Raw genomic sequence first — 21486 nt, 5'->3', positions numbered from 1 at the left:
GGGCGTGGCATCGAGCAAGAACTCAACTCAGCGTAGGCGTCGTCCGCCGCGTCAAGAGGCCCGGCGCGTGCTCGTCGTCACAGAGGGCACGGAAACCGAGCCGCAATACGTGGAGCGCCTGGATGCGTTTCTACGAAGCAGTGAGTTCACGACCCATGTCAAGCGCGTCGGCGTAGGGAAGGATCCCCTCAGGGTGGTGGAAAAGTGCGTGGAGCTCCGGGACAAGGCAGACAGTGATGACAAGCCATACGACATCTGCGTCTGCCTGGTGGACGTTGATCAGCACTCCACTCTCGAAGAGGCATGTCGTCTTGCCCGAAACGAGAGCATCCTGGTGCTGATCTCAAACCTCAAGTTCGAGGTCTGGCTGCGCTGGCATGTGGAGGAGAGCCGCTCGGTCCTGACCTCTGATCGGCTCGATCAACTGGTCTCCAAGTTGGGACTCCTTCAGGGAAAGGCGCTTACGCCCAAGTTCCCGATCGAGTCCGTCCACGCTGCCTGCACCGTGGCGCTCAAGGCGGATCCAGACTTGGCTGCGTGCAGGAAGGGTCCCGATCCGTCCACGGCCATGCCGCTGCTGGTGGATCTACTTCGGGGACAGCTCTAGGGTGGTCGTTCTCCGCCGGGGGCCTTCGACTCTCGGTCAAACACTCTGACTCCGCCCTCGCCCAACCTGACCGACCCAGCCGATAGGCTCCATCCCACGATGAGTAGCACTAACACCTTCGCACCCGGCAACGTCGTCGTGGTGCGCGACGAGGACTGGCTGATCACCTCGCTGGACGAGTCGTCCGACGGACCCGTCCTCAACGCCCAGGGCCTCTCCGACCTGGTCCGCGGCCAGGACGCCGTCTTCTACCCCTCGCTGGACCGGATCAAGCTCAACGACCCCCGCGACACTCAAGTCCGCGCCGACGACTCACCCAAGTACCGCCGCTCCCGCCTCTGGGTGGAGTCCACCCTCCGCAAGACCGCCGTCCCCCTCAGCGACGACTCGCTCACCGTCTCGCCCCGCATGCTCGCCCGCCAGCTCGGCTACCAGCACAAGGCCGTCGCCAAGACCCGTGGCGCCCTCCTAGAGGAGGACTGAACGGACATGGCGCGACCACCTGCATGGAGGTACACACTCGATGAGGCTCGGCGACAAGCTCTCGTCGCGATTGATTTCTACAACCGGCCCGGTGACCGGCGCAGTTTCAGCGACTTCATCGTCCACATCCACTTGGCCTGGCAGAACCTTCTCCACGCTGACCGTATGCGCCGTAAGGCCGAGATCTTCTACCGTGAGTCGGGTGGGCGGCGCCACTTCAAGCGAAACCCAGACGGCTCGAAGAAGACCTGGGACTTGAGTCAGTGCCTGAGATTTGAATTCAACGAAAACGACCCGACTAGAGCCAACGTCGAGTTCCTTGTTGGACTAAGGAACCGCGTTGAGCACCGCTTCCAAGACTCCGTCTTGGTGGCCACGGCAGCAGAGGCCCACGCTTGCATCATCAATTTCGAGGCAGAGTTGGTAGGCAGATTCGGCTCAAAGGAGACGCTGGGCTCCGAACTGAAGTTCCCCGTCTTCGTGCAGTCGCTCAGTCCGTCGAGATACGAAGAACAACGGAATCTCCGACGCGGACTGCCGGCGACGGTTTCGAACTTCATCTCTGAGTTCCAGGCTGGCCTTCCTGACGACGTGCGAAGAGACGAGCGATTCGCCTACCGACTCCTGTTGCTCCCCATGAAAGGGCCAAAGACTGAGGCGGACCTTGCGCTTAACTTTGTGCGCCAGGACGACCTTAGCGAGGAGGATCTTCGGGACCTCCTCGGGCAGGAGGGCAGCGTGATCGTTGCTGAAAAATACCGAGAGGCGATCCACAGCGTTGAGATGCTCCCCAAATCGGCGGCAGCAGCCGTAGAGGAACGCATTGACTTCAAGTTCAGCGTCAATGATTTCACGGTCGTTCGAAAAGCGTGGCAGATCGGTCCAGCGAGGAGTGGTGACAAAAAGCAGTTGCCAAAGTCGGATGGCTATTGCCTCTATTCGCCCGCCTTCAAACAGTTTGTTTACCAGCCGAAACTCGTGGAGCGGATGGCCGCAGCGGTGAATACGGCTGAGAAGTACCAAAGCCTACTTGGTCGTCCGCCTACTGCGAAACCGCTGCCGCAGGTCTAGGGCCTGCACGGACGGGTAGCCCACAGCAGTGGCAGCACCCGATCTCGACACGCGCTGCCTTGTGTTGCCAGGGCCAACACACCGGTGACGTGCGACGTGCGCTTGACCAGGCAGTAACGAACCCGAGTGGGCTCGCTGCGGATGTGGGCGAGGCCAGGAGCACCACGCCCAAGCCGGCACGAGCGTTGGTATCAGCGAGTGCCGCCCCCCGACCGTCGCTGCTCACCCGTGGCACTGAGCTGCCCTGCGATCTGGGCGGCAAAAACCCAGTCGGTATGGATTCGGGCAACGACGTCTTCGGTGATCCTTTCAATATCGAGTGGACCTCCGTATTCCAGCCTTTCGTCGAGGCGAGGCCGGAAGTCCGCCCGCGAATCGTAGGCAGTCTCGCCATTGTCGCCGTAGGCCGTCAACACGTGGTCGAAGACGAGTTGCACCTTCGCATGGAAGATGTCGACGTTGTAGGGCGTCTCGGGTAGGTCCTGGTCGAGGACCCGACGGATGGTGCTGTTGACATCGCTCATCACGTCAACTTTGCGTCGCCAGTCCTGGACGATCCTTTCGTGCAGGTGCTGCAGAAGCTTCTTGGCGCTCGACTTAACGGTCTCACGCTCCTCATCGGTCAGCACGGGATCGGGTTGGGTGAGAAGGTCGAATATCGCGAGTTCCTCCTCGGTCAGGCCCTCGCGGGCGGATCTTTCCTCTTCCCCGGTCAGAGTGTTCGACAACTCGATCAAGCGTTGCAGATACTCGTCGATGTTCACGCTGCCGGCGTTGTAGTCGTCGATCAGCTGCTCGATCCGCTCGACCAGCTCATACCGGGTCGGGTTTCGCGTCGCCGAGGCGATGGCCTGCTGGCGCAACAGTTGCGCTAGTCGGTCCGTTTCGGCTCGTTTCCTGTCGGCGAACTTGGCGGCCAACCCCTCAAAGTCGATCTGAGACAGGTCGATCAGCGGGTAGGATTTGGTCCCCTCCGCAGCCGCGCGGATGACGTACTCTTCAGCACCAACCGATCTGTCGAGCAAGGCGTCGACTGCATCGGTCACCGTTCCCAGGTCCGCCTCGGGGGGGCGCGTGACTGCTGCGATACGTTCGGCAACCACCCGGATAGCCGCGACGTTGCGCTGCTGGGCAGTGGCCTTGGGATTAGGCAGTAAGGCTTTAAACAGCTTGCGCACCTGACGGGCTCGCTGCTGGAAGTCGGTCCGAGTCTTCTCGTCGACGAGCAACGCTTCGACGGCGGAGTCGCGCCTGGCGACGTGGTCGAAGCCTTCCGCGTCGCGCATCGCGGGCAGGTCAACGCCGACCTCCGAACAGAATGTGAACAGCTCACCGACTGCCGAGTCGAGTTCCACCGCCAACGCGTCGATGATCTCGATGGGCGACTCGCCAGCTTCCGCGGCGCCGTAGATTGCCAGCGCCTTCTCCAGGTTCCGGAAGACCCCCACGTAGTCGACAATCAGCCCGTTGTCCTTCTCGGGGAAGACCCGGTTGGCCCGCGCGATGGTCTGCATCAGCGTGTGGTTGCGCATCGGCCTGTCGAGGTAGACCGTCGAGACACTCGGAGCGTCGAACCCGGTCATCCACATCGCGCACACGAACACCAGGCGCAGCGGATCCTTGGGGTCCTTGAACTTCTCGGCCAAGTTCTCGCGGATCATCCGCTCCCGATGGGGTCGAATGTCGAGACCAAGGTCGTCGAGCATCTTCAGCTCGTTCTGGCTCTGCGAGACGACCACCGCCATATCGGTGGTCTCCATCAGCTGGATCCGCGACGCCAGCCACGGACGTTCCAGTTCGGGCAGCGTGTCATGCTCCGCCCGCAACGCGGCCAGGTGCTCCGCCCAGGCCTGCTGCACCAGGTTGTACATCCTCACGGCTGCGGCCTTGTCGAGCCCCACGTACATCGCCTTGCCGGTGAAGCCACGGCCCACGAAGTGGGCGACGAGGTCCTTGGCGATCGTCCTCAGCCGCTCAGGGCGCGTCAGGAGCGTGTACTGCGTGCCGAACTCGCGAGCCAGCTGGCCCTCTGCCTCCTCGTCGAGCTCGGCCTCTTCGAGCAGGGCGTTGAGGTCGTCGGAGAAGTTCTCGTTGATCAGCTGGAGCTCGGGGATGCGATTCTCGTAGTAGAGCGGGACCGTAGCGCCGTCCGCGATGGCGTCGCGGAAGTTGTACATGCTGACGTAGTCACCGAACTGCTCCCGCGTGGCCTGTTCCTCGCCGGCGATCAGCGGGGTGCCGGTGAAGCCCATCATCGACGCGTTCGGCAACGCCGTGCGCATGTTCAAGGCGAGTGTGTCGTACTGGCTGCGGTGCGCCTCGTCCGTGATCACGATCACGTCAGACCGCGTGGACAGAACCGGCATCTGCCGCTCCCCCAACGCCTTGGACGGCTGGAATTTGTGAATCAACGTGAACACGTACCGGTGGTCAGCTGCCAGGAGATCGCGCAGATGCGCGACGGACTCGGCGTGCACCCTGGCCTCCGGTGAGATCGCGCTGGCATCGGCGAACTCACCGTGCAACTGGGTATCCAATTCCGTGCGGTCCGTGACCATGACGAATGTCCACTTGCCCGGCACCTGACGCAACACCTTCTGCGTGAACCAGAGCATCGACAGCGACTTGCCCGACCCCTGCGTGTGCCAGAAGACACCGAGCCTCTTGTCCTGCACGGCCCGCGCACGATGCAGGTTTTCGATCGCCGCATTGACCCCGAGATACTGGTGCGACCGTGCCAAGACCTTGATCAGGCCACCGGGCCGCTCCAGGTACGCGACGAAGTTCTCCAGGAGGTCCAGCAGCACGGTCGGGTCGCAGGTACCGCGCAGGGCTGTCGCCAAGGCGACCGTCGAGCGGGTGCCGTGCGCGTCGATGACCTTCCAATCGTTGAAGAACTCGTACGGCGAGTACGTTGATCCGACCTTGGCCTCGGATCCGTTGGACAACAGCACGAAACAGTTCGGGACGAACAGCTGCGGAATCGTGTCCCGGTAATCGGTGAGGTTGTTGTCGTAGGCCGCCTTGACCGGCTCGTTCGGCTCTTTGAACTCCATCAGCACCAACGGGATCCCGTTGACGAACAGCACCAGATCCAGCCGCCGGCTGTGCAGATTGCCCTTGACCCACATCTGCTGAACGGCCAACAGGTCGTTGTTCCCAGGCGCTCCGAAGTCGAGGTAACGAAGCGTCTCGATCTGCCTCTCGCCGCGGTCGTCGGTCCACTCGGCCCGATACCCGTCGCGCAGCAGGCCGTGGATCTCGCGGTTGGCACGCACACGGTCCATCGCCGAGCGGTCCTTGGTCAGCACCTCGATCGCCTCGTCGATCGAGGAGGCGGGCACGTGCTCGGGATTGAGTTTGCGCATTGCGGCACGCAGGCGGTGGGTCAGTACGACGTCACGCTGCGAATCCCGACCGAGCGTGCCCTGGGCTCCGAGGGTCTCAGCGAACGCATCGATCGGGATCCAACCCAGCTGCGCCAGAAGCTCGATGCTCGGCTTCTCCACATACCAGTACTCCGGACCCGTAGGAGTCATCACGCCATCTGCTCCACCATCCACGCATCCAAGTCGAGCGTGGAGACATCGATCTGGCCAGTCACCAGCTTTGGCAACAGTAGGTCGCGTAGCTCCGCGAGTTTCGCGTTCGCCGAGACGAGTTCCATCATCGAAGCGCGCATGGGGACTATCGCGTCCTCGAATCTACGCTGCACCGCGAGTGGGGGGAGGACGATGCGTGGCTCGGTCATGACCTTGGCGCTCACACTCTTTCGTGTGGCACCAGTGCTGGCTCCAGTTACCCACGCTTGGTAGCTGTCGCCCGAGAGAGTGAAGAACAAAAAGTACGACGACAGCGCTTCACTGGTGGGTCGAACTCGGACGAGGTAGGACGCAAAGACTGCGTCGACGTTGGATTCGCACATTCCCACCTTTCCAGGGTCAGCCATGCGGATGATGAATATGTCGCCAACGTCTACTTGGAACTTGCGCGCAGCCCTTTCATCCACTGGGCAGAACGGTACGGACGCCCAGTCGATGTAACTGGTCTTGTTGATGTCCATGCCCCGCAGATACTTCGGACCGATCGGGTCCTTGGTAGCAGACTCGGTGTAGCCGTACTGGGTGGACACGTAGTCCGCGAGTTGCGGCGTCTCCCACCCTTCGGGAATCGGGCCGAGGGCGGAGTCGACCATGGGCACGTCGGCGTGGCCGGGGTAGCGGAACTTCACGAACCACTCGCGGTAGATGGCCCGCGCCATCTCCTCCAGCAACTCGACCCGCCGCCGGTTGTTCTCGATGAGGTCGTCGAACACATCGAGAGTGCTAGCGATCCGCTGCTGATCGCTACGCGGTGGAAGGTGGACTTGAAAGTGCTCCAGAAACGGCTTCCACCTGAAGTTGGTAATGCCCGTGGACTGGACCTGGTAGGTGTCCAAGCTGCCATCCGCGTATGCGGCCTGAAGCGCGCGGAAGATGAAGCCGGGCTCAGCGATCGCCGGATCCACGCGGACGAGCTTGCAGAAACTCGCACACATGACCGTTTCGTCGAATTTCGCCAGAACGCCTTCAGTGATCTGGAGAGCGCGCCCTACCGGCTGGCCCTTACTCCCACCTGAGACCTCGAAGACGATGTCGCCGGAGCGTAGAACACGGGAAGCGAGGTTGGAGGCCTTGTGAAATCTCAATGGCACTGTCGAGACATCACCGACAGCGACGCGCGGTATATCGGTCCCCCGGATCACATACCCGATTGACGACGACTCGGGATCGGCTGCATCAGTGCCCCAGCCACCCCCGATGTCGAACTTCAGAAGTCCCCCGAAGGCGGTGCTCATGCTCCGAGAATCCCTCGAACAGCGACGTCCACCTTCGACCGCAGCACATCGGCCTCATCGCTCAGCTTCGTGAACTCCTCGTACAACGCCTCGAGGTCGCCCATGAAGTCGATGTCGGTCTCGTCGACCGCGGCGGTTCCGGTGTACCTGCCGGGGTTCAGGCTCCAGCCCTGCGTCTCGATCTCGGCACGAGTTGCCACCTTGCAGAGGCCGCCGACGTCGACGTACTTGCCGTCGGGGAAATTCTCTGCCAACAGGCTTTCGCTGCCTTCGCTGAGCTCGACTTGCTCGTCGCGGTAGAGCCGCACGATGTTGGCCAGGAACTCGATCTGCTCGGGCCTAAAGTCGCGATGGGCGCGATCGATCTGACGGAAGAGATGGCGGGCGTCGAGAAAGAGCACCGTGTCCTCCCGCGGCGTTCCAGCTTTGGTCTTGTCGAGGAACCACAGGGTCACCGGCAGCGTGACGGTGTAGAAGAAGTTCGAGCTGATCGCGACCATCACATCGACGGAGCCGGACTCGACTAACTGCTTGCGGATCTCCTTCTCCGAATGGCCCGCGTCACCAGCGGAGTTGGCCATGACAAAGCCGGCGCGGCCCTTCTCGGACAGCGCCGCGTAGAACTGTTGGATCCACAGGAAGTTGCCGTTGTCGGCCTTCGGCAGCCCGAAGGGGAACCGCTTGTCGCCTGCCAGCTGATCCTTCTTGATCTTGTCGACGTTGAATGGCGGGTTGGCCATCACGTAGTCGAAGGCGCCCACCGTGCTGTGAGGGTCCTCGTAGTAACTGTTCGCCTGCCGGATGTCGCCAGAGAGCCCGTGCAGCGCCAAGTTCATCTTGGCCAGCGGCACGGTGTCCTCGGTCTTCTCCACGCCGAAGACCGACAGCTTGCGACTCGCCGACTCATGGTGGCGTTCAACGAACTTCGCGCACTGCACGAACATGCCTCCTGACCCACACGCCGGGTCGAAAACGCGCCCCTGGAAGGGCTGCAGGATCTCGACGATGAGACGGACGATGGAGTATGGCGTGAAGTACTCGCCACCGCCCTTGCCTTCTTGAGAGGCGAAGTTGGAGAGGAAATCCTCGTAGATGAAGCCGAACGCGTCGCCCTCCAGTTGGGTTGGCAACGGCGCGAACAGGCGCAGCAGCTCAATGAGAGTGGACCGCTCCAGCTTCTGGTACCCCCTCGGAAGAACGTCCTTCAACTCGGGGTTAGCCGCCTCGATGGCCCTGATCGCCTCATCGGTCGCCTTGCCGACGTCCTCACCCTCCGGCAGGTCGACCAAACTGGAGAGCCGGGACTCGTCAGGGACGTACAGCACCGACTTGGCCTTGTAGTCAGCAATCGTCGCCGGGTTGCGGGCGGTGGCCTTGGTCTCGACCTCACCACGCACTGCCTCGAAGCGGTTTTCGGCGTAGGCCAAGAACACCAGGCCCAGCACCGGGTCGCGGTATTGCCCCGGCGTCAGTTTCGAGTTGGCCCGGAGTTCGTCAGCGGCAGCCCACAGCGTTGAACGCACCTTGGCAAGGTCAGTTGATTTCACGGCACCTAGGCTATCGGCCACGGCCGACATACTTGAGTGGACATCCGGCTTGGCACTGAAGCCAATCATTCGTCATGAGGACCAGCCGGTGCCCATGTGTGGCCACGTTCACCACCAACCTGGCCGGCGAGCTGTCGCGGAGCCTCGAGCGCCTCGACCCCGACCTGCGCTTCGCCGACGCCCTCGGCGCGCCCGGCCTCCACGTCAAGGGCATCGACGCGCTGGCCCGGGCGGTGCTGCAGTCGGCGGGGGCCGACGTGAGCGAGGCCGTCGCGGCCGTGCTGGGGGTGGGGCGCACCGACATCGGGGGCCGGACCGACAGCGACGCAGCCTGGCGCCAAGCCGTGCTTCGGGCCGGTGAGGACCTGGACGAGAAGCTGCGCAAGCCGGCGTTCCTGGCCGCCGAGTACGAGATGGTGATCCTGCCGCACCGCATCACGCAGCTGGCCGACTACCTGAAGGTGGCGCGGACGGGTCGCGGGGTGCGGCTGTCGCGGGCGGGGCGCAAGGCCGTGTGGGTCGTCGTCGAGGCCTACCGCGGCGCCGCGCGCGAGGCGGGCACGTTGGACTTCGCCGAGGCCGCCTCCGTCGCCGCGGCTCACCTCGAGGCGACGGGGCAGCGGCCCGCCAGGCACGTGCTGGTCGACGAGGGGCAGGACTTCAAGCCGTGCCACTGGCAGCTGGTCCGGGCGCTGGCGGCCGAGGTGCCGAACGACGTCTTCATCGCCGAGGACGCCCACCAGCGGATCTACGGGCAGAAGCTGGTGCTCTCGGCGTATGGGATCCGGACGCAGGGGCGGTCGCGGGGGTTGAAGCTGAACTACCGCACGACGGCGCAGAACCTGGCGTGGGCCGTCGGTGTGCTGACGGGGCAGGAGGTCGTCGATTCCGACGGCGAGGCCGAGACCATGGCCGGCTACCTGTCGGCGCGCAGGGGCCCGAAGCCGGAGGTGCGGTCGTTCCCGACGCTGACGGCGGAGCTGGACTTCGCGGCGGACCTGGTCGGATCCTGGGTGGGCAGGGGAGACGTGGCGCCGGAGACGGTCGCGGTGCTGGTGCGAGACCGGGTGACCCGCGACCGTGTCGTCGCCGGGCTGGGGGAGCGGGGCGTCGAGGTGCGGGCCCTGGAGGCGGGGACGGTGAGGCCGGGCTACCCGGTGGCGCTGACGATGCACCGGGCCAAGGGCACGGAGTTCGCGCGGGTGCTGCTGTTCGGGCTCAGCAAGGACTCGATGCCGATGGGGTTGAAGGCCTACGACTACGACGACGAGGAGCTGAGCGAGGCGCAGTTGCGGGAGAGGTCGCTGCTGTACGTGGCGGCGTCGAGGGCGCGCGATGAACTGGTTGTGACGTACAGCGGCACCCCGTCGTCGCTCCTGCCCGCCTCTGGTTGAGCGGTTGTCACAGACGCGGAGCTTGATGCTGGACCGCGGGTTGAGTTCAGATCCTATGGCCGGGTCGTTGGTCATTGTTGACCTCGATGTCATACTGGTACAAGAAGTAGTACTAATGGGGAGGGGTGTCATGGCCATCACCGCAAGTGAGGCTCGCAAGAACCTGTTCCCGCTGATCGAGCAGGTCAACGAGGACCGCACGCCGGTCGAGATCACTTCCCGGCGGGGTGACGCAGTGCTCATGTCCCGAGCTGACTATGACGCGCTCGAGGAGACTGCTCACCTCCTGCGGGTGCCCGCCAACGCAAGACACCTGCTCGAAAGCCTTGCCCAGGCACATGCGGGGCAGCGCGACGAGCACGACCTCATTCGATGAGGCTGGTCTTCACGCCGAACGGATGGTCGGACTACACGCACTGGTTGGCAGCCGACCGGCAAACACTCAAACGGATCAACCGCCTTATCGACGACGCGCTGCGCGACCCTGTCAGCGGAATAGGTAAGCCCGAACCACTGCGACACATGCTGGCCGGTGCGTGGTCCCGACGGATCACCGAGGAACACCGCCTCGTCTACCTGGACGACGGCGACGACCTGATCATCCTGCAGGTCCGCTTCCACTACAACTGACCACAGATGCCGCGAAGTTGGGCGCGTCCCGCCCCTGCCGGTGCGGCGCCTCTGGATCCTCCTGAGTGCCCTGTCGTCACATCTGATTCCGCCGCCAGTGGTCAGTGCCAAGAAGCTAGGCGCGCCGACACTTCCTGGTATGTCGCGGTCCCGCTGGCGACCGCGACTACCAGGTCGTACGCCTCGTCGTCAGGTCAGGCGCCGAAGGCAGCGCGACCCTGTGTGGCGGAGGTGCCCAGATCGCTCTTGGGGAGGGCTTGGCCGGCGGTGACGGCCGTAGTCCAGGCCTGGGTGGTCGCGACGGCGGCGAAGTTGGAGTGCAGGAGCACGAGCAGGGTCTCGTGGAGCTGGTCCGCGGAGACCTGGCCGGCCTCGTTGGCCAGATGGATGGCGCCGGTGGCGTCGGAGAGGATCTCTGCCGCCAGGCCGAGCTCCTCGGCGCCCGCGGCCGTGGCGATGTCGCAGTTGTTGGTCATGTAGCCGACGATCGTGATGGTGTCGACCTCACGTTCGGCCAACCACTGGGCCACGTCGGTGCCGGCGAAGACACTGCCCTTGTCTTTGCTGACTCGCTTCCAGGAGGGGTTCAGGCGCTCCTCGATCTCGGGGTGCAGCGACCAGCTGTCGCTGCCGACGGCGAACACGGGTGCGCCCTGCGGCAGCTCGTGCTGCACGACGACAACGGGCAGCTCCTGCTGCTCCGCGACCTCGAGTGCGGCCACGATGTTGGCGAGCGTCTGGTCGCGCGGCGGGGCCTGGATCTGCAGGATCCCGGTGAAGTACTCCTGCTGGACGTCGACGACGATGAGTGCTCGGCGGGGGGCGGTCATGGTTTCTCCTACTGCTGGCGGGACTGTCTTGATCCATCATCGCCAGGGGCGATGGGTTATCGTGAGTGGCACAAAAGACCTTCTTCGATGGAATCAGGCCAATCATGCGCATTGCCGTTCATGCCTTCGACGACATCACGATGTTCCACCTGGCTGCCCCCTTGCTGGTCTTCGGTGAGGTCGGCCGTCAGGGCCTGGCCGCGGGGTGGGATCCGGTCGTGTGGACCCGCGACGGTCGCGGCATCCGGACAGCCGAAGGCCCCCGCATCGAGGACGTCAGGGGCCCCGACGCGGTGGAGGACGCCGACCTGGTGGTCCTGCCATCCTGGCCGATCGATCTGCCCATGACCGACGAGCCCCTCACAGCCAGGATCCGCGCCGCGCACGCACGCGGAAGCCGGATCGCCGGCCTGTGCCTGGGGGCCTTCCCGGTGGTCGACAGCGGCCTGCTCGACGGCCGCGAGGCCGTGACCCACTGGGGCTCAGCCGACGTGCTCGCACGCCGTCGACCCGAGGTGAAGGTCCAGCCCGCCGCGCTCTACGTCGACCACGGGGACGTCCTCACCTCGGCCGGCACAGCGTCGGCCATCGACGCCTGCCTGCACATTGTCCGATCCCACCTGGGCTCCGCCGCCGCGGCCACCGTCGCCCGCAGCCTCGTCGTCGCACCCCACCGCGACGGCGACCAGGCCCAGTACATCGATCGCCCGATCCCACAGCCCGGGGGAGTGGGGCACCTCGGGCCGACCATCGACTGGGCCCTGGCCCACCTCGACCAAGAGCTCACGGTCGACGACCTCGCGGCCCACGCGCGCATGAGCCGCCGCAACTTCACGCGACGGTTCGCAGAGGCCACGGGCACCACCCCCGCGCGCTGGGTCTTGGCCCGCCGCCTCGACGAGGCCCGGCGCCTCCTGGAGACGACGGCGTGGCCGGTCACGCGCATCGCCACGGCCTGCGGCTTTACCAGCGTCGTGACGTTCAGGCAGAACTTCACCGCCACCTACGCCACCACGCCCACCTCCTACCGCCAGCGATTCTCGGCTTCCTCGACGTGACGCGCTCAGGACCGTGAAAGCCGCATAGCATCGCAGCATCAGAGGAATGGGGTGTGATGAAGGTGGTGGACCGAGTGGCCGCGGGCCTGGCGCGCGGAGTGCGCGGGTGGATGGCCGTTGCCGCGGTGGTGCTGTTCGCGGTGTTCACCGCCACGGTGTTGCCAGCCCAGGCTGAGGCCGGGGCTTTCTACACGGACCGCTACGCCGCCCCGGACACATCCCTGTGGTACTCCCCGGACGACCTGTACGCGGCGGCCGAGGCGTGGGGATCTGACGGTCGAGCTGCCTACGTGTACGCGCGGGTCACGTTCGACGTCATCTGGCCGCTGGTGTACGGGGCGTTCCTGCTGACGACGCTCGCGTGGGTTTGGGCGCGAGGGACAGCTCCCGGGAGTCGGTGGCGAGGGGTGGCCCTGCTGCCGGTGGTCGCGGTGGCGCTGGACTACGCCGAGAACATCTGCGCCGCGACGGTGATGGCACGCTATCCGGCCGGGACACCGGTGCTCGCGGAGTTGGCGCCGTTCTTCACCGCCGGCAAGTGGCTCGCCCTATCGGCGAGCTTCGTGCTGTTGGCGATCGGCGTTGTCATCGCCATCGCAGCGTGGTGCCGCGGCTGGAGGCTGAGCCCAGACCAGCTTGCCGCGAGACGGCAGCTGTAGACTGATCGGTCTACAATCGGGTAGAGTTGGTTCATGTCCGAGACAACGACGATCCGCATCAGCAGGGTCACGCATGCGCAGGTGACCCGATTGGCAGCCGAACGCCACGAAACGATCGATGAGACGGTGAGCAAGGCCATCCGCACGCTCCGCCAGGACGCCATGGCGCAGGATCTCCGCGTGAAGCTGACCGACGACGAGACTGAATGGCTCGATGCTGACGCCGGGTGACGTCGTCGAACTCGACTTCGGAGTGCCCGCCGGACACGAGGCCGGACTTCTTCGGCCGGCCATCGTCGTGACCGCGAGGCGGGTCCTGAGGGGCGGGCCGCACGTCATCCAGGTTGTGCCGTTGACCCGGATCCTTCGTGAGAGCAGTACCGAGGTGGTCATTGAGCCCGATGACGACAACCGACTCGCGGCCCCATCGTCGGCGCAGTGCCAGCATGTGCGCTCCGTGGCCGTGACTCGGATTCATCGGCGCACTGGCAATGTTGGGCCGCCAGCCCTGAGCGAGGTGCGCGAGATCCTGGGGTTGCTGCTGGACCTGTAGCCGCTCTGACAGGCGAGCCTAGCCGGCCTTGTGTCGTCGGGCGAGGTGGATCGAGTACGAGGACACCGGGCATGTGGTCATCTGGGAGCAGCCGGAGAGGCTGGTCGCCGGCATCCTCAAGTTCGCTCAGCTCCGCCTGCCCCCACTCAGGCGTGACTTGAGGGCGGATGCCGCCGGAATGCTGTCGGTGACGGCGAAGAGACTGCAACTCGCTACCCATACAGCGGCATCTGCATATGTGCGCAGATGCCGCTGTATGGGTAGCAGCTTGCAGACCTGGGACCCGCCGGACCGACGATTCCGCGCCCGTCGGCGGTCTGATCCCGGTGTGCGCCCCAGGCTACGACAGAGCAGCCCTGGCCGATCTCACTCACGCCGGCAACCCTCGGTCTCACTTGATGTGTCCGGGAGTCTGTCTCGCGCGCTCGGTGAGGATGCTCAGGCGCGCGACGAGTCGCTGCATCGTGGGGATTCCGCGGCAGGTGACCGGGACGCCGATCAGCCGGGTCAGGACCGGTCCGGCGGAGATACCTGCGCCGGTGGCACTCGTGACCGCGTGGCTGCGGGTGAGTGTGTGCACGACAAGCTCGCCGGTTGGAGTGCGTTCGACGTGAGGCAGGACGAGCCCGATCATCCCATGCTGTCCCTCGTCGAACATCGGCTGTGGCCCCTGACTTTGTCGTCGTGCCGGAGCCATCGCGCGCTGTGGGAACTGGGTCGTGTGCCAAGCTGGCGGCGTGCCTCTGCTCACCTCCACTCAGTCACTTCAGGCGTGCCCGCGCCGCGTCTTGGTGGCTGGGACCTCCGGGTCTGGGAAGACGACCTTGGCGTCTCGGATCGCACGGCAGCTGGGCATCCCTCACGTCGAGATCGACGCGCTCTATCACGGCCCGGGCTGGACTCCTCGGGAGTTGTTCATGGACGACGTGTCTGCTCTCGTGGAGGAGGACAAGTGGGTGACGGAATGGCAGTACAGCAGTGCCCGCGCTGTCCTGGCTGCCCGAGCCGATCTGGTGGTCTGGCTCGACTTGCCCGTCGCCACTGTGATGCGTCAGGTCACGGTGCGGACGCTGCGCCGTCGGCTGCGACGCGAAGTCCTCTGGAACAGCAATCGTGAACCGGCGCTTTGGACCGTGTGCACCGATCCCGACCACATCATCCGCTGGGCCTGGAAGACCCGTCGCCGGACAGCCGAACGAATCGTCGCTCTGGTGGGCGAACGCCCCGAACTGCCCGTTGTCCGACTGCAGTCGCACCGGGAGGCGCGAGCATGGCTCGCCGGGCCGCTCGCGGCGTCGTCGAGCCGAAGCAGCGGCGTGCCGAACGCAGAGGGCGGCTAATTGGCAGGTCTGGTGTCGTAGTCGGTACCAGACCTACCCATTAGTCCTTGCGAGACACCTGCGGCAGCCACAAGACGGGCAGCACCACCTCGTTCCGACGGCGGAACCACGGCGTCCACGGAGGGTCGAAGCGGGCAAACCGGGGCGCCCCGTCGACCTCGAGGCCGGCCTGCTCAACAGCGGTACGGAGCCCGGCCAACTTCCTCTGGTAGATCTGTTCCGTCCATCGTCCGGCGAAGCCCTTGGCCGCGGCCACCTGGGCAGGGACCTGCCGCACCTGGATGCGCGGGTCGGACGGCGTCGGTAACGTCTCCAGCGTGTACTCGGCCGGCATCACGAAGGCCACCACGTGTCGGCCTAACTCGGCTCCTGGCTGCTGGACCACGGGTGAGGTCATCTCGATCGTGGTGGGCGCCTGCTCCTGCAGCACCGGCGCGGTCATGGCGACCTTGCCTCGGGTGCTGTTGCGGCCCGAGATGAAGCCCACCAGCACCCCGAATGCCTCGTTGCCTGCGCGGGTGAACGAGGCGTCCACCTCCACCTCCGCCACGAGGTGTGCTGGGTAGCGGCGCACCTCGAAGTGGGGGAATCGCGTGACGACGTCGTACGGCTGCTGTTCCGTCATGCCACCAGCGTGACACCCCTGGGCGGGCGGCCCACCCGGAACTCACACATCCGGCCCGTGAGATGTGGGGCGGTGGGACCAAGCTGCTCAGCCCGCGTTGCGGAAGGCCTCGACCATCCAGCCGCGGACCTCATCGTCGACCTCTTCGATCCGGTGGAGTTCGATGTGGTGCATCCACACGGTGCTGGACGGGTGGGCGACCTGCTTGAACCGGGGGGAGATCAACTCGTGAGGCAGGACCACGGACAGTACGGCCGGCACGTCGCTCTTGACGTACTGCCCGGGACGCCAGAGGTACAGGAAACCCTTGCTCCGCCTGAAGGCGATCTGGCTCTTCGTCACGTGTACGGACGCCTCGCCGATGTCACGAACCGCCTGCTCCACTGCCGCGTACAGTCTCAACCCAACCGGAGAGCCGTCGAAGAACCCCTCCGGGGTGCGCTCGGGCTCGCCCGTCCCCATGGCTCCCATCGTAGCCACCCCAGGGTGCGCGTACCTGCCCGACGCGCCCAGGCGCGACCCTGGTTCCGCATGCCACAGTCCGTCGCGCCTGCTCAGGTGCGAATGATCCGGCGCTCAATGGCAGCCGCCACCGCGCCGGCACGCGTGTCCACGCCGAGCTTGGTGTAGATGGGGGAGAGGTGGGATTTGACGGTGGCCTCCGACACGAAGAGCTCGCGCGCCATCTCCTTGTTTCCCAATCCGCGGGAGAGCAACTCCAGGACCTCCACCTCGCGCTCGGTGATGGTGACGGCCCCGGGGGTGGCGCGCCGCACCAGAGTGGCGGCCACCGACGGCGCCAGCACGGTCTGGCCGCGGGCAGTGGCCCGGATGCCGGCGAACAGCTCGTCGGGTGGGGCGTCTTTCAGTAGGTAGCCGCGCGCGCCCGCGTCGAGTGCGCGCAGTACGTCTGCCTCGGTGTCGTAGGTGGTGAGCACGAGCACCTCCGGCGGGGCGACGAGGCCGCGAAGCGCCGTCGTGACCTCCGCTCCTCCGGGTCTGCGGTCCCCGAGGTTGAGGTCGACCAGCACCACGTCGGGCCGCTCGTCGGTCACGACGGCGACCGCGGCTTCGAGCCCGTCGACGTCGGCGATCACCTCGAGATCGTCCTGGCCGTCGAGGAGCGCGCGCAAGCCGGCGCGGACCACGGGATGGTCGTCCACCAGAACGATGCGGATCACGGGGTCTCCAGTGGTGGGCGGATCGGAAGGTGAACCGAGATGGTGGTACCCTCGCCGGGCGCGCTCTCAACGTACGCGGCGCCGCCGAGCGAGACGGCCCGCTCCCGGATCCCCGCCAGCCCCCGTCCACGTGCACCCCGGACTCGCGCCTGGGCGGGGTCGAAGCCGCGTCCGTCGTCGCGCACGTCCAGGACCACCTCGTCGGAGTGATAGGTCAGGGTCAGGGCGACGCGATCCGCTTGGGCGTGCTCCCGCACATTGGCCAGGGCGCCCCGCGCGGTTCGCACCAGGGCCGCCGCGACGTCCGTGGGAAGCGCCTCAGGCTCTCCGTCGACGCGCACCTCGACCTCCATCCCAGGTCCGAACTGTTCCGCGACCCGGTGCAGGGCGGCCGGGAGTCTGCCGCGAGGGTCGTCGCCTTCGAGGTCCGTGGGCGCGAGGTCGCGCACCACTCGGCGCACGTCCTCCAGGCTGTCGCGGGCGGTCGCGGCCGCGGTCCGGGCGTGGTGACGCGCGCGCCCGGGGTGGCTGTCCCAGTCCTGGTCCGCGGCCTGGAGCAGCAGGTTGATGCTGGAGAGCCCCTGGCCAACTGAGTCGTGGATGTCGCGGGACAGGCGGGTTCGCTCGGCGAGGGCGCCGGCGCGCTGCTGCTCGTCGGCCAGGTCCTCCTGCGCATCGATCAGCTGATCAAGCAGGTCCTGGCGGGCCCGCGACTCCAGATCGAGGGCACGGAAGGCCATCACAGTGACCAGCGCCACCCCGACGGGGCCGACGACCTGCACCGGGTCGAAGTCCTCCACAATCCGCTGCCAGGCCGCGGTCAGCAGCAGCATCATCGCCACCACCGTCCCCACCGCCCACCCGAACGGCAGCACCCGCAGGACGGCGAAGGCCACCGGGACGGCGCACCACGCGAAGGACGGCGCGGCGGCGGTGAGTGCCCCCCACAGGACGACCATCCCCACCACCCACGCCGCGGGCCACCACGGGCGCGACGACATGAGGCCACGGGTGGCGTAGGCGAGTCCGAGCAGCGCCGCTCCGGCCAGCACCGCGACGCCGGCCGGGTCGAGCCCGTGCCGATCCACGTAGCGGACCGCGGAGGTGACCAGCAGCACGATGAGCACCACGAGGAGCCAGCGGTCGAGCCGGACGGCGGGGGCCAGGATGCCGTGCACACCCGAGGCGCGGTCTCGGACGTCCGTGGGGGTGCTCACGGTGTCCTCATCGTATGGAGAACCCCGGCGAGCCGCATCAACCGATCGGCTACCCAGCGGTGACCGTTCCACCGACGCGCCGCGCCGGCCGCGCACGCAGACTGGACTAGTTCGCAGACCCCAGTTCGAGGAGATCACAGTGACTCGCCACACACGCCCGACCATCACGTTCGCCGTCGCGGCGATCGCCACCCTCGGCCTGGCCGTCGGCGCGGCTCCGGCTGTGGCCGACGGCCCCCGCCCCACGACCTACCAGCTGACGGGCGACGTTGACTCCACCACCGGCTCCAAGTTCGAGGGAATCGGCGCGGACGAGCGGCGGGGTCTGTTCTACGTCAGCGAGGTCACCGGCGGGGAGATCCACCGCGGCTCCGCTCACTCAGACGAGACCGTGGAGTGGCTGGACGGCGACGGGACCGACGGCCGCTTCACCGCGAGGGGCATCACCGTCGACGAGCAGGGTCGCGTCGACATCGCCGGTGGCCCCAACGGCATCGGCACCGGCCGCCCTGACCTGTGGGTGTACGAGGCCGACGGCACGCTGCTGGCCGCCCTCCGCGCGCCCGGCGTCGGCGTCTTCCTCAACGATGTCGCGCTCGGGCCGGACGGCGCGGCCTACTTCACCAACTCCAACGACGCCCAGGTCTTCCGCGTCGCCGACGACGGTGCAGGCTGGCAGGCGAGCCTCTGGGCCGATGCCACCGACCGGGTCGAGCGGCTCGCCGGGTTCAACCCCGGCGGCATCGTGCTGTCGGCCGACCGCAGCGCCTTCGTGGTGGCCCAGGGCAACGCCGGCCTGCTGTGGCGCTTCGACGCGAGCACCGGCGACGTCTCGGAGGTCGCGACCGACGGCGCGGACCTCGTCAACGCCGACGGCCTCGTCCTGCGCGGCAACCAGCTCACCGTCGTGCGCAACTTCAGCCGGATGATCGCCACTCTGCGCCTGTCGGCCGACGGCTCCCGGGCGGTCCTCCTGGACCAGGAGGCCACTGCGGCCGACCGGGTGCTGACGACTGCGAAGGCGCTGCGCGGACGCATCCTCTACGTCGACAGTAAGTTCGACGAGCCAGTCGCCACTGGCCCCTACGAGATCCTGACAGACCCCACCCGATGAGGCGCATCACCCGCACCGCCATCGCCGCCGTCCCGATCGCGCTCCTCCTGAGCGCGTGCGGGTCTGGCGAACCAACGGCGTCCCCCAGTACCGTGCCCTCAGACCGGTCGAGCAGTAGCGCGACGCCCGAACCGACACCCAGCGTCGCCCCTAGTGCTTCACCCAGGAAGGACGACCCCGTGCCCGAGCCCTCACTCAACGCCCAGGAGCAGGCAACCCTCGACGAGCAGCTGCGGGATGCAGCGTGGGCCAACGACGTCGAGCTCACCCGACGACTCGTCGAGGCGGGCGCGGATGTGAACGCCAAGGACGAGACCGAGCAGTCTGCCTACCTCGTCGCTACCAGCGAGGGATACCTCGACCTGCTGCGCCTGACGCTCGCCAACGGAGCGCTTGTGGACGACAAGGACAGCTGGAACGGCACCGGTCTGATCCGTGCCGCCGAGCGCGGGCACGGACTGGTGGTCGGGGAGCTGCTGCAGGCCGGCATCGACCGCGATCACATCAACCGGATCGGCTACCAGGCCATCCACGAGGCCATCTGGCTGGGCGAGGACACCCCGACCTACGCCACCACAGTGCGGGTGCTCGCGGCGGGCGGCGTCCAGCTGGACCTCACCTCGCCGTCGGCGGGGCTGACGCCGCTGGAGATGGCCGTGGAGCGGGGTTTCGCGGGCCTGGAGCGGATCCTACGGGCGGTGACGGCCGCCGATAGCCCCGCAGACCCGGACGCCGTGCTGCTGCAGGGGGCCGAAGCTGGGGACGCCGACGCTGTCGCCGTTGCGCTGCGAGCAGGCGCAGACATCGAGGCGCGCGACGAGCGTGACCGCACCGCACTGCTCCTGGCCGCGACCTTCGACCATGTCGCGGTGGCGGAGGTCCTCGTCGCGATGGGTGCCGATCCCGACGCGCTGGACGACCGCCACGACACGCCCTGGCTGGTCACGGGGGTGACGGGCAGCGTCGCGATGCTCGAGGCGCTGCTGCCGGCGAACCCCGATCTGACCATCCGCAACCGCTTCGGCGGATTGTCGCCGATTCCTGCCAGCGAGCGCGGCCACGTCTAGTACGTGCGTCGCGTGGTGCAGACCGGCGTCGACATCGACCACGTCAACAACCTCGGCTGGACCGCGATGCTCGAGGCGGTCGTCCTCGGCGACGGCGGACCCCGGCATCAGGAGATCGTGCAGATCCTGCTCGACGCCGGCGCCGACCCCACGATCGCCGACCGTGACGGCGTGACGCCGCTGCAGCACGCCGAGCGACGCGGCTACGACCGCATCGCTTCCATCCTGCGCGGCAGCACCAGCTGAGCCAGCGAACGGTCCGCACAACCCGAGCTCACCCTCCGTGGATCGCAGACGCCCGCGTCGGGCCCCCGCGGACTCCGGGCGCGCCTAGGATCGCGTCGAGGACACCACGGAAACCGGAGGATCGCCATGACCGTCGAGGCCGTTACCCACACCGTCGAAGTTCCCGGGGCCACCATCGTCTACGACGTGCGCGGGCCGCTGCCCACCGTCGACGGGCGGCCACCGCTCCTGCTGATCGGGCAGCCCATGGACGCCACCGGCTTCGCCACACTGGCGTCGCACTTCCCGGACCGGACCGTTGTCACCTACGACCCGCGGGGGCTGGCCCGCAGCACCCGTAGCGACGGCCGCACCGACAACGACCCGCTGCAGCACGCCGACGACCTGCATCACCTGATTCAAGCTCTGGGCGCCGGTGCGGTGGAGGTCTTCGGCAGCAGCGGGGGAGCGGTCGACGGGTTGGCGCTGGTCGCCGTCCACCCTGAGGACGTCCGCCTGCTCGTCGCGCACGAGCCGCCGCTGACCCATCTGCTGCCGGATGCGGACGCGGTGCTTCGCGCCGAGCAGGACGTCAATCGGGCCTACCGGGAGGGCGGCTTCGGCCACGGAATGGCCCGGTTCATCGCCTACACCTCCTGGGAGGGTGAGCTCACCGACGAGTTCTTCGACGGCCCCGCCCCGGATCCCGCAGCCTTCGGCCTCCCCTCTGAGGATGACGGCTCCCGCGACGACCCGTTGCTGTCCGGCGACTCCGACGGCGTCGTCGCGTGGACGCCGGGCCTCGATGCACTCGAGTCGTCCGGCGTGAGGTTGGTGATCGCCGCGGGGGAGGAGTCGGCGCGGCAGGTGACCGGGCGGTCCGCCGAGGCTTTGGCGGAGAGGCTGGGGCTGCCCCTGACCATGTTCCCCAGCCACCACGGCGGGTTCGTCGGCCCGGAGTTCGGCTGGCCCGGGCAGCCAGAGGCGTTCGCCGCCAAGCTCCGGGAGGTCCTGGACTCACAGACCAGCTGAGGACGCCGACCCTTGG

General features: G+C 66.7%; 24 protein-coding genes. 15 read left to right on the top strand and 9 right to left on the bottom strand.

What is annotated here, in order from left to right:
- Window positions 1-67 precede the first annotated feature (67 nt).
- The 3 genes from ACX1D1_RS11210 to ACX1D1_RS11200 all read left to right on the top strand — a co-directional run bounded on the left by ACX1D1_RS11210 (window position 68) and on the right by ACX1D1_RS11200 (window position 2161).
- The gene (locus ACX1D1_RS11210) at window positions 68-607 is read left to right on the top strand and encodes an RloB family protein (RefSeq protein WP_459054609.1); all 540 of its coding nucleotides are present in this window, start codon (window positions 68-70) and stop codon (window positions 605-607) included.
- A gap of 99 nt (window positions 608-706) precedes the next feature.
- On the top strand, window positions 707-1090 hold the full coding sequence (locus ACX1D1_RS11205; RefSeq protein ID WP_459054608.1) for a hypothetical protein: 384 nt from the start codon (window positions 707-709) through the stop codon (window positions 1088-1090).
- Between the two features lie 6 nt (window positions 1091-1096).
- Entirely contained in the window at window positions 1097-2161 is a 1065-nt protein-coding gene (locus ACX1D1_RS11200; protein WP_459054607.1) for a DUF3644 domain-containing protein, read from the top strand.
- A gap of 191 nt (window positions 2162-2352) precedes the next feature.
- On the opposite strand, the gene ACX1D1_RS11195 is transcribed toward ACX1D1_RS11200, so the two are convergent.
- The 3 genes from ACX1D1_RS11195 to ACX1D1_RS11185 are packed head-to-tail and all read right to left on the bottom strand — an operon-like array spanning window position 2353 to window position 8545.
- Entirely contained in the window at window positions 2353-5700 is a 3348-nt protein-coding gene (locus ACX1D1_RS11195) for a type I restriction endonuclease subunit R (RefSeq protein WP_459054606.1), read from the bottom strand.
- Window positions 5700-6998, bottom strand: coding sequence for a restriction endonuclease subunit S (locus ACX1D1_RS11190; RefSeq protein ID WP_459054605.1), 1299 nt, complete (start codon window positions 6996-6998; stop codon window positions 5700-5702). Before ACX1D1_RS11190 ends, ACX1D1_RS11195 begins: the two co-directional genes overlap by 1 nt.
- Window positions 6995-8545, bottom strand: a complete 1551-nt coding sequence (locus ACX1D1_RS11185) for a type I restriction-modification system subunit M (protein WP_459054604.1) — start codon at window positions 8543-8545, stop codon at window positions 6995-6997. The genes ACX1D1_RS11190 and ACX1D1_RS11185 overlap by 4 nt, the downstream gene beginning before the upstream one ends.
- A gap of 98 nt (window positions 8546-8643) precedes the next feature.
- Between ACX1D1_RS11185 and ACX1D1_RS11180 the strand changes: the two genes are divergently transcribed.
- The 3 genes from ACX1D1_RS11180 to ACX1D1_RS11170 all read left to right on the top strand — a co-directional run bounded on the left by ACX1D1_RS11180 (window position 8644) and on the right by ACX1D1_RS11170 (window position 10569).
- Entirely contained in the window at window positions 8644-9939 is a 1296-nt protein-coding gene (locus ACX1D1_RS11180; protein ID WP_459054603.1) for a 3'-5' exonuclease, read from the top strand.
- 130 nt (window positions 9940-10069) lie between these two features.
- Window positions 10070-10315 carry a type II toxin-antitoxin system Phd/YefM family antitoxin gene (locus ACX1D1_RS11175; RefSeq protein WP_459054602.1) on the top strand — a complete coding sequence of 82 codons (246 nt, stop codon included), beginning with the start codon at window positions 10070-10072 and terminating at the stop codon, window positions 10313-10315.
- A complete protein-coding gene (locus ACX1D1_RS11170) occupies window positions 10312-10569 on the top strand; it encodes a Txe/YoeB family addiction module toxin (protein ID WP_459054601.1) in 258 nt (85 codons plus the stop codon). The genes ACX1D1_RS11175 and ACX1D1_RS11170 overlap by 4 nt, the downstream gene beginning before the upstream one ends.
- A 194-nt stretch (window positions 10570-10763) precedes the next feature.
- On the opposite strand, the gene ACX1D1_RS11165 is transcribed toward ACX1D1_RS11170, so the two are convergent.
- Window positions 10764-11399 carry an isochorismatase family protein gene (locus tag ACX1D1_RS11165; RefSeq protein WP_459054600.1) on the bottom strand — a complete coding sequence of 212 codons (636 nt, stop codon included), beginning with the start codon at window positions 11397-11399 and terminating at the stop codon, window positions 10764-10766.
- A gap of 104 nt (window positions 11400-11503) precedes the next feature.
- Here ACX1D1_RS11165 and ACX1D1_RS11160 point away from each other — a divergent pair, with 104 nt between their 5' ends.
- Genes ACX1D1_RS11160 through ACX1D1_RS11145 form a run of 4 tightly spaced genes read left to right on the top strand, consistent with a single transcriptional unit; the run spans window position 11504 to window position 13669 of the window.
- Window positions 11504-12457: a GlxA family transcriptional regulator gene (locus tag ACX1D1_RS11160; protein ID WP_459054599.1), complete on the top strand. Its 954-nt coding sequence runs from the start codon at window positions 11504-11506 to the stop codon at window positions 12455-12457.
- A gap of 53 nt (window positions 12458-12510) precedes the next feature.
- Window positions 12511-13116: a hypothetical protein gene (locus tag ACX1D1_RS11155; protein ID WP_459054598.1), complete on the top strand. Its 606-nt coding sequence runs from the start codon at window positions 12511-12513 to the stop codon at window positions 13114-13116.
- A 33-nt stretch (window positions 13117-13149) separates the two neighbouring features.
- Entirely contained in the window at window positions 13150-13347 is a 198-nt protein-coding gene (locus ACX1D1_RS11150; protein WP_182799767.1) for a hypothetical protein, read from the top strand.
- Complete coding sequence (locus ACX1D1_RS11145; RefSeq protein WP_459054597.1) at window positions 13331-13669, top strand: type II toxin-antitoxin system PemK/MazF family toxin; 339 nt, start codon at window positions 13331-13333, stop codon at window positions 13667-13669. The genes ACX1D1_RS11150 and ACX1D1_RS11145 overlap by 17 nt, the downstream gene beginning before the upstream one ends.
- 391 nt (window positions 13670-14060) lie before the next feature.
- Here the strand turns inward: ACX1D1_RS11145 and ACX1D1_RS11140 are convergent, their stop codons facing one another.
- Window positions 14061-14327: a hypothetical protein gene (locus ACX1D1_RS11140; protein WP_182799769.1), complete on the bottom strand. Its 267-nt coding sequence runs from the start codon at window positions 14325-14327 to the stop codon at window positions 14061-14063.
- A gap of 61 nt (window positions 14328-14388) precedes the next feature.
- Here ACX1D1_RS11140 and ACX1D1_RS11135 point away from each other — a divergent pair, with 61 nt between their 5' ends.
- Window positions 14389-15009, top strand: a complete 621-nt coding sequence (locus ACX1D1_RS11135; protein WP_459054596.1) for an AAA family ATPase — start codon at window positions 14389-14391, stop codon at window positions 15007-15009.
- Window positions 15010-15049: 40 nt separating this feature from the next.
- Here ACX1D1_RS11135 and ACX1D1_RS11130 read toward each other — a convergent pair whose 3' ends face one another.
- The 4 genes from ACX1D1_RS11130 to ACX1D1_RS11115 form a co-directional block, all read right to left on the bottom strand.
- Entirely contained in the window at window positions 15050-15634 is a 585-nt protein-coding gene (locus tag ACX1D1_RS11130; protein ID WP_459054595.1) for an SOUL family heme-binding protein, read from the bottom strand.
- An 87-nt stretch (window positions 15635-15721) separates the two neighbouring features.
- Window positions 15722-16096, bottom strand: coding sequence for a DUF5655 domain-containing protein (locus tag ACX1D1_RS11125; RefSeq protein WP_459054594.1), 375 nt, complete (start codon window positions 16094-16096; stop codon window positions 15722-15724).
- Window positions 16097-16188: 92 nt separating this feature from the next.
- On the bottom strand, window positions 16189-16815 hold the full coding sequence (locus tag ACX1D1_RS11120; RefSeq protein WP_459054593.1) for a response regulator: 627 nt from the start codon (window positions 16813-16815) through the stop codon (window positions 16189-16191).
- On the bottom strand, window positions 16812-18032 hold the full coding sequence (locus tag ACX1D1_RS11115) for a sensor histidine kinase (RefSeq protein WP_182799772.1): 1221 nt from the start codon (window positions 18030-18032) through the stop codon (window positions 16812-16814). Before ACX1D1_RS11115 ends, ACX1D1_RS11120 begins: the two co-directional genes overlap by 4 nt.
- A gap of 139 nt (window positions 18033-18171) precedes the next feature.
- On the opposite strand from ACX1D1_RS11115, the gene ACX1D1_RS11110 reads away from it, so the two are divergent.
- From ACX1D1_RS11110 to ACX1D1_RS11095, 4 genes are all read left to right on the top strand, one after another.
- Window positions 18172-19146, top strand: coding sequence for an SMP-30/gluconolactonase/LRE family protein (locus ACX1D1_RS11110; protein WP_459054592.1), 975 nt, complete (start codon window positions 18172-18174; stop codon window positions 19144-19146).
- Between the two features lie 179 nt (window positions 19147-19325).
- Complete coding sequence (locus tag ACX1D1_RS11105; RefSeq protein WP_459054591.1) at window positions 19326-20213, top strand: ankyrin repeat domain-containing protein; 888 nt, start codon at window positions 19326-19328, stop codon at window positions 20211-20213.
- A 12-nt stretch (window positions 20214-20225) separates the two neighbouring features.
- Window positions 20226-20459: an ankyrin repeat domain-containing protein gene (locus tag ACX1D1_RS11100; RefSeq protein ID WP_459054590.1), complete on the top strand. Its 234-nt coding sequence runs from the start codon at window positions 20226-20228 to the stop codon at window positions 20457-20459.
- A 126-nt stretch (window positions 20460-20585) separates the two neighbouring features.
- Window positions 20586-21470, top strand: coding sequence for an alpha/beta fold hydrolase (locus ACX1D1_RS11095; RefSeq protein ID WP_182799774.1), 885 nt, complete (start codon window positions 20586-20588; stop codon window positions 21468-21470).
- The last annotated feature ends 16 nt before the right edge of the window (window positions 21471-21486 follow it).

The sequence above is a fragment of the Tessaracoccus luoxuelianae genome, from assembly GCF_054483915.1.
Note: the sequence above shows the minus strand (reverse complement) of the source record. Positions and strands in the feature narration are given on the sequence as shown.

What these genes read in the sequence shown, in the direction of transcription:
- ACX1D1_RS11205 (WP_459054608.1), top strand. Translation starts at nt 707, where the DNA reads ATGAGTAGCACTAACACCTTCGCACCCGGCAACGTCGTCGTGGTGCGC.
- ACX1D1_RS11200 (WP_459054607.1), top strand. Translation starts at nt 1,097, where the DNA reads ATGGCGCGACCACCTGCATGGAGGTACACACTCGATGAGGCTCGGCGA.
- ACX1D1_RS11195 (WP_459054606.1), bottom strand. Translation starts at nt 5,700, where the DNA reads ATGACTCCTACGGGTCCGGAGTACTGGTATGTGGAGAAGCCGAGCATC.
- ACX1D1_RS11190 (WP_459054605.1), bottom strand. Translation starts at nt 6,998, where the DNA reads ATGAGCACCGCCTTCGGGGGACTTCTGAAGTTCGACATCGGGGGTGGC.
- ACX1D1_RS11175 (WP_459054602.1), top strand. Translation starts at nt 10,070, where the DNA reads ATGGCCATCACCGCAAGTGAGGCTCGCAAGAACCTGTTCCCGCTGATC.
- ACX1D1_RS11170 (WP_459054601.1), top strand. Translation starts at nt 10,312, where the DNA reads ATGAGGCTGGTCTTCACGCCGAACGGATGGTCGGACTACACGCACTGG.
- ACX1D1_RS11165 (WP_459054600.1), bottom strand. Translation starts at nt 11,399, where the DNA reads ATGACCGCCCCCCGCCGAGCACTCATCGTCGTCGACGTCCAGCAGGAG.
- ACX1D1_RS11160 (WP_459054599.1), top strand. Translation starts at nt 11,504, where the DNA reads ATGCGCATTGCCGTTCATGCCTTCGACGACATCACGATGTTCCACCTG.
- ACX1D1_RS11150 (WP_182799767.1), top strand. Translation starts at nt 13,150, where the DNA reads ATGTCCGAGACAACGACGATCCGCATCAGCAGGGTCACGCATGCGCAG.
- ACX1D1_RS11145 (WP_459054597.1), top strand. Translation starts at nt 13,331, where the DNA reads ATGCTGACGCCGGGTGACGTCGTCGAACTCGACTTCGGAGTGCCCGCC.
- ACX1D1_RS11140 (WP_182799769.1), bottom strand. Translation starts at nt 14,327, where the DNA reads ATGTTCGACGAGGGACAGCATGGGATGATCGGGCTCGTCCTGCCTCAC.
- ACX1D1_RS11130 (WP_459054595.1), bottom strand. Translation starts at nt 15,634, where the DNA reads ATGACGGAACAGCAGCCGTACGACGTCGTCACGCGATTCCCCCACTTC.
- ACX1D1_RS11125 (WP_459054594.1), bottom strand. Translation starts at nt 16,096, where the DNA reads ATGGGGACGGGCGAGCCCGAGCGCACCCCGGAGGGGTTCTTCGACGGC.
- ACX1D1_RS11095 (WP_182799774.1), top strand. Translation starts at nt 20,586, where the DNA reads ATGACCGTCGAGGCCGTTACCCACACCGTCGAAGTTCCCGGGGCCACC.